The organism is Mesorhizobium sp. M2A.F.Ca.ET.037.01.1.1, assembly GCF_003998075.1.
Taxonomy (GTDB): Bacteria; Pseudomonadota; Alphaproteobacteria; order Rhizobiales; family Rhizobiaceae; genus Mesorhizobium.
In genome coordinates this window covers 1-5,363 of sequence record NZ_RZSA01000414.1, presented here as the reverse complement: position 1 = coordinate 5,363, position 5,363 = coordinate 1, and the positions used below count along the sequence as shown (strand labels likewise).

The 5,363-nt window shown below is 64.9% G+C and carries 6 protein-coding genes; 5 read left to right on the top strand and 1 reads right to left on the bottom strand.

The window, feature by feature from the left end:
* From EOA27_RS20130 to EOA27_RS20110, 5 genes are all read left to right on the top strand, one after another.
* Window positions 1-702 (top strand): TOBE domain-containing protein (locus EOA27_RS20130; protein ID WP_127256965.1); only part of this gene is annotated, 702 nt, incomplete at its 5' end.
* A 5-nt stretch (window positions 703-707) separates the two neighbouring features.
* The gene (locus tag EOA27_RS20125; RefSeq protein ID WP_126081443.1) at window positions 708-2,210 is read left to right on the top strand and encodes a GMC family oxidoreductase; all 1,503 of its coding nucleotides are present in this window, start codon (window positions 708-710) and stop codon (window positions 2,208-2,210) included.
* A complete protein-coding gene (locus tag EOA27_RS20120) occupies window positions 2,207-2,968 on the top strand; it encodes a 3-ketoacyl-ACP reductase (protein WP_126081442.1) in 762 nt (253 codons plus the stop codon). The genes EOA27_RS20125 and EOA27_RS20120 overlap by 4 nt, the downstream gene beginning before the upstream one ends.
* Before the next feature lie 6 nt (window positions 2,969-2,974).
* Window positions 2,975-4,603 carry a choline dehydrogenase gene (locus EOA27_RS20115; protein ID WP_126081441.1) on the top strand — a complete coding sequence of 543 codons (1,629 nt, stop codon included), beginning with the start codon at window positions 2,975-2,977 and terminating at the stop codon, window positions 4,601-4,603.
* Between the two features lie 10 nt (window positions 4,604-4,613).
* Entirely contained in the window at window positions 4,614-4,931 is a 318-nt protein-coding gene (locus EOA27_RS20110; RefSeq protein WP_126081440.1) for a Dabb family protein, read from the top strand.
* 148 nt (window positions 4,932-5,079) lie between these two features.
* Here the strand turns inward: EOA27_RS20110 and EOA27_RS20105 are convergent.
* Window positions 5,080-5,363, bottom strand: a 284-nt coding sequence (locus EOA27_RS20105; protein ID WP_145970435.1) for an EamA family transporter, incomplete at its 5' end; no start/stop codon positions are given.

Sequence of the window (5,363 nt, the reverse complement as noted above, 5' to 3'; positions counted from 1 at the left end):
CGCCAGCGCGTCGCCATGGGCCGGGCGCTGGTGCGCGACCCGAAACTCTTCCTGTTCGACGAGCCGCTCTCCAACCTCGACGCCAAGCTGCGTGTCGACATGCGCATCGAGATCAAGCGCCTGCATGCCACCACCGGCACGACCATTGTCTATGTCACGCACGACCAGATCGAGGCGATGACCTTGGCGACCAAGATCGCGGTGATGCGCGACGGCGAGGTGCAGCAATTCGGCACGCCGGCCGAGATCTACAACAACCCGACCAACATCTTCGTCGCCGACTTCATGGGCTCGCCGGCGATGAACCTGATCCCGGCCAAGATCGACGGCAATGGCGCCGGCCTTTCGGTGGTGCTGGACCGCGAGTCGCGCCAGCCGATCGTGCTGCCGATGCCCGGCGCGCCCGCCGGTCTGTCGGCCTTCAAGGACAAGCAGGTCATCTTCGGTGTCCGTCCCGAAGCGCTGACCGATCCGGAAGGCGCGGAACGCAACGGGTCCGCCATCGCCACCGCCGACTGCCATATCGAGGTGGTGGAGCCGGCCGGCTCCGACACCTTCGCCGTCACCAATCTCGGCGGCAAGGGCGTGGTGGCGCGGCTGAGAGCCGATGCCAGGATCCAGCCCGGCACCAGCACGCCCTTGGCCTTCAACCTCAGCAAGGCGGTGTTCTTCGACCCGGCGACCGAGAAGCGCATACTTTAAAAGCTATGACAAACGCGGATATCGTCATCATCGGCTCCGGCATCGGCGGCGCCACGATCGCCTCCGGCTTGGCCGGCAGCGGTGCCTCGATCCTCATCCTGGAGCGCGGCGAGCCGCTGCCCGCGACACCGCATGCGCGCTCGACGCGATCGATTTTCCTGGACGAGCACTACCGGCCGAAGGAGATGTGGCGCGAGGCCGGAGGCGCGCCCTTCAACCCCGGCAATTACTACTATGTCGGCGGCAATTCGAAGTTCTTCGGCGCCGTCCTGATCCGCTACCGCAAGGAGGATTTCTCCGAGCTCGAGCATTTCGGCGGCGTCTCGCCGGCCTGGCCGTTTTCCTATGACGAGTTCGAGCCCTGGTATTCGAAGGCCGAGCAGCTCTTTCGCGTGCGCGGCGCGCTCGGCGAAGACCCGACCGAGCCGTTCCATTCAATCCCCTATCCCTTCAAGCCGGTGCCGGACGAGCCGCCGATCGCCCGCGCCCGCGCCGAGTTGAAAGGTCTCGGTCTGCATCCGGCATCGCTGCCGCTCGGCGTCGACATCGAGACCTGGCTGAAGGAAGGCAAGACCGGCTGGGACGCCTTCCCCAACACCGGCCAGGGCAAGATCGACGCGCAGACCGGCCCGCTGGCCGAGGCGCTGACGGATCCGAACATCCGCCTGGAAACCGGCGCCCATGTCGACTGGCTCGAAACCGCGCCGGACGGCAAGACGATCACCGCCATCCACTATACCCAGAACGGCGCGCAAAAGACGCTGTCGCCGAAGCTCGTCATCCTCTCCGCCGGCGCGATCAACTCGGCCGCCATCCTGCTGCGCTCGCCCTCGGCGAAAGGCAAAGGCCTCGCCAACAGCTCCGACCAGGTCGGACGCAATTTCATGAACCACAATTCGAGCGCCATGCTGGCGATCGATCCGCGCCGCCGCAACAATAGCGTCTACCAGAAGACGCTGATGCTCAACGACTACTATCTGTCGGACGGCAAGGGCGGCAAGCCGCTCGGCAATGTGCAACTGCTCGGCAAGATCGACGGCAACATGCTCAAGGCCAATGTGAAGACGATGCCGAAATTCGTGCTCGACTTCATGGCCGGCCACGCCGTCGACTGGTACCTGATGTGCGAGGACCTGCCCGATCCCGAAAGCCGCATCATGGTCGACGGCAAGGAGATCGTCATGCAGTGGCGGCGCTCCAACATGCAGTCGCTGGAAGGCCTGACCAAGGTGATGCGCGAGAACCTGCGCGCCTGCGGCTATCCAATCGTGCTGTCGCGCCCCTTCGACAAGCGCACGCCCTCGCACCAATGCGGCACGGTGAAGATGGGCAACGACCCGGCCACCTCGCCGCTCGACCCCTTCTGCCGCGCCTGGGATCACCGGAACCTGTTCATCGTCGACGGCGGGTTCCTGCCGACCTCCGCCGCGGTCAATCCGGCGCTGTCGATCGCGGCGCAGGCGCTGCGGGTTGCTGATTACCTTCGAAAGACGGAGCTTGCGGCATGACTCGCCCGGCAGCCATCGTCACCGGCGGCGCGCGCGGCATAGGGCTCGCCTGCGCCGAGGCATTGGCGGATGCCGGCTTCGACATTCTGGTGGCCGACCTTGCCGAGAGACCTGCCGACGGCCTTGCCGACACGATCGTGGGGCGGGGCGCGAATTTCACTTACGCCCAATGCGACATCGCGGATCTCGCCGGCCATTCGAAACTGGTCGAGGCAGCCATGCGCGCCTTCGGTCGCATCGATTGCCTGGTCAACAATGCCGGCATCGGCGCCGTTGTCCGCGGCGACCTGCTGGAGCTTAAGCCGGAGAATTTCGACCGCGCGCTGAATATCAATCTGCGCGGCACGGTGTTCCTCAGCCAGGCCATCGCCAAGGCTATGCTGGCGGCATCTGCCGGCTCAGCCAGATCGATCATCACCATCACTTCAGTCAGCGCCAACATGGCTTCGCCGGAACGAGCCGACTACTGCATTTCCAAAGCCGGCCTTTCAATGTGGGTGAAGAATCTGGCGCTGCGGCTCGCGCCCGAGAACATCGGCGTGTTCGAGGTACGGCCGGGCATCATCCGCACCGATATGACCGCTGGCGTCTCCGCCAAATATGACGCGCTGATCGAGGACGGCCTGGTGCCGGCAAAACGCTGGGGCGAAGCCGCCGACATCGGCGCCGTGGTTGCGGCGCTCGCCTCCGGCAAATTCGGCTTTTCGACCGGATCGGTCATCGATGTCGACGGCGCGCTCTCGGTGCCACGCTTGTGAGGAACAATGGCTGACTACATCATTGTTGGCGCCGGCCCGGCCGGCTGCGTTCTCGCCAACCGGCTGAGCGAGGATCCGGGCAATTCCGTCCTGCTCCTGGAAGCCGGCGGCAAGGATTGGCATCCGCTGATCCACATGCCGGCCGGCTTCGCCAAGATGACAAAGGGCATCGCCTCCTGGGGCTGGTCGACCGTGCCGCAGAGAAACATGAAGGACCGCGTCTTCTGGTACACGCAGGCCAAGGTCGTCGGCGGCGGCTCGTCGATCAACGCCCAGATCTACACGCGCGGCAATGCCCGCGACTACGACGCTTGGGAGAAGGAAGAGGGGGTCGCCGGCTGGGGCTATCGCGACGTGCTGCCCTATTTCAAGCGCGCCGAGAACAACCAGCGCTTCGCCAACGATTTCCATGGCGACCAGGGTCCGCTCGGCGTCTCCAATCCGATCTCGCCGCTGCCGATCTGCGAGGCCTATTTCCGCGCCGGACAGGAAATGGGCATACCCTTCAACCCGGACTTCAATGGCGCTGCCCAAGAAGGCGTCGGTTACTACCAGCTGACCCAAAAGAACGCGCGGCGCTCGTCCGCCTCCGTCGCCTATCTGAAGCCGATCCGCGCCCGCAAGAATTTGACGGTGCGGACGGACGTTCTCGTCACCCGCGTCGTCGTCGAGAAGGGCCGCGCTATCGGAGTCGAGGTCGTCGACAGGCCAGGTGGCGAAAAGACCATCCTGCGCGCCGAACGCGAGGTGATCGTCTCGTCAGGCGCGATCGGCTCGCCCAAGCTCCTGATGCAGTCGGGCATCGGCCCGGCCGATCATCTGAAATCGGTCGGCGTCACGCCGGTGCATGACCTGCCAGGCGTCGGCTCCAACATGCAAGATCATCTCGATCTCTTCGTCATCGCCGAATGCACCGGCGACCACACCTATGACAATTACGCGAAGCTGCACCGCACCCTATGGGCCGGGCTGCAGTACCTCTTACTCAAGAAGGGTCCCGTTGCCTCGAGCCTGTTCGAGACCGGCGGCTTCTGGTACGCCGACCCGACGGCCGCCTCGCCCGACATCCAGTTCCATCTCGGTCTCGGCTCCGGCATCGAGGCCGGCGTCGAGAAGCTGAAGAACCCGGGCGTGACGCTGAACTCCGCCTTCCTGCGTCCCCGCTCGCGCGGCACGGTGCGGCTGAAGAGCGCCGACCCGGCCGACCACCCGCTGATCGATCCGAACTACTGGTCCGACCCGTATGACCGCGACATGTCGATCAAGGGCCTCAGGCTGGCGCGCGAGATCATGCGGCAGAAGGCGCTGCAGCCCTATGTGTTGCGCGAGGTGCTTCCGGGTCCGAACCTGCAGAGCGACGCCGATCTCTTCGATTATGCCTGCCGCACCTCCAAGACCGATCATCATCCTGTCGGCACCTGCCGCATGGGCCATGACGCGATGGCGGTGGTGACACCCGATCTCAGGCTGCGCGGCATCGAGGGCTTGCGCGTCTGCGATGCGTCGGTGATGCCGCGAGTCCCCTCTTCCAACACCAATGCGCCGACCATCATGATCGGCGAAAAGGGTGCCGACCTCATCCTAGGCCGCGAGCCGTTGCCGCCGGCCGTGTTCAAGGGCAATCAGGCGGCTTGAGGCATCAACGATGATCCGCCACTGCGTCTTTGTCCGCTTTCGCGATGACGTTCCTGAAACCGAACGCGCGGCGATCCATGCCGACCTCGAAGCGCTGCGCGCCGTCATCGACGGCATGGGCAAGGTGCATTTCAGCGCCAATGTCAGTCCCGAGCCTTTCGCGCGCGGTCTAACGCACGGTTTCACCATCGACTTTCGCGATGCCGTCGCCCGTGACGCCTATCTCGTGCACGAGGCGCATCAGCGCGCCGGCGCGCGCCTTGTCGCCGCGCTTGAACACGGCACCGAGGGGCTGATGGTCATCGATCTCGAGGTGACGCAAATGTGACCGCTCGCCGGCTTAAAACCGGCAGCTGTCCCGTTCTCCTTTGCCCGCCGTGGAACATATCGCTCCTTTTGGGGACACAAAAGGAGGACCGCCTTGAACCTCACCAGCGAGCGCGGCCAGGTGATGACCGTGTTCGGGTGAATGGCAATCAACCCATTCTCAGCGCGACGACACCGGCGACGATGCCGAGCGCGGCCGTGGCGCGCCAGGCGGTCATCTTCTCGCCCAGCGCCAGCACCGAGATCAGCATGGCGAACAGGATCGAGGTTTCACGCAGCGACGCAACTGACGCGATCGGCGCTTTGGTCATCGCCCACATGACGATCCAGTAGGCCGCGCCGCTGAGCACGCCGGTGAACAGCCCAGCCTTCCAGTCGCGGGCCAGCACCGGAAGCGATTGCGATCCGCGAAAGACGATGCACAGCACCAGCG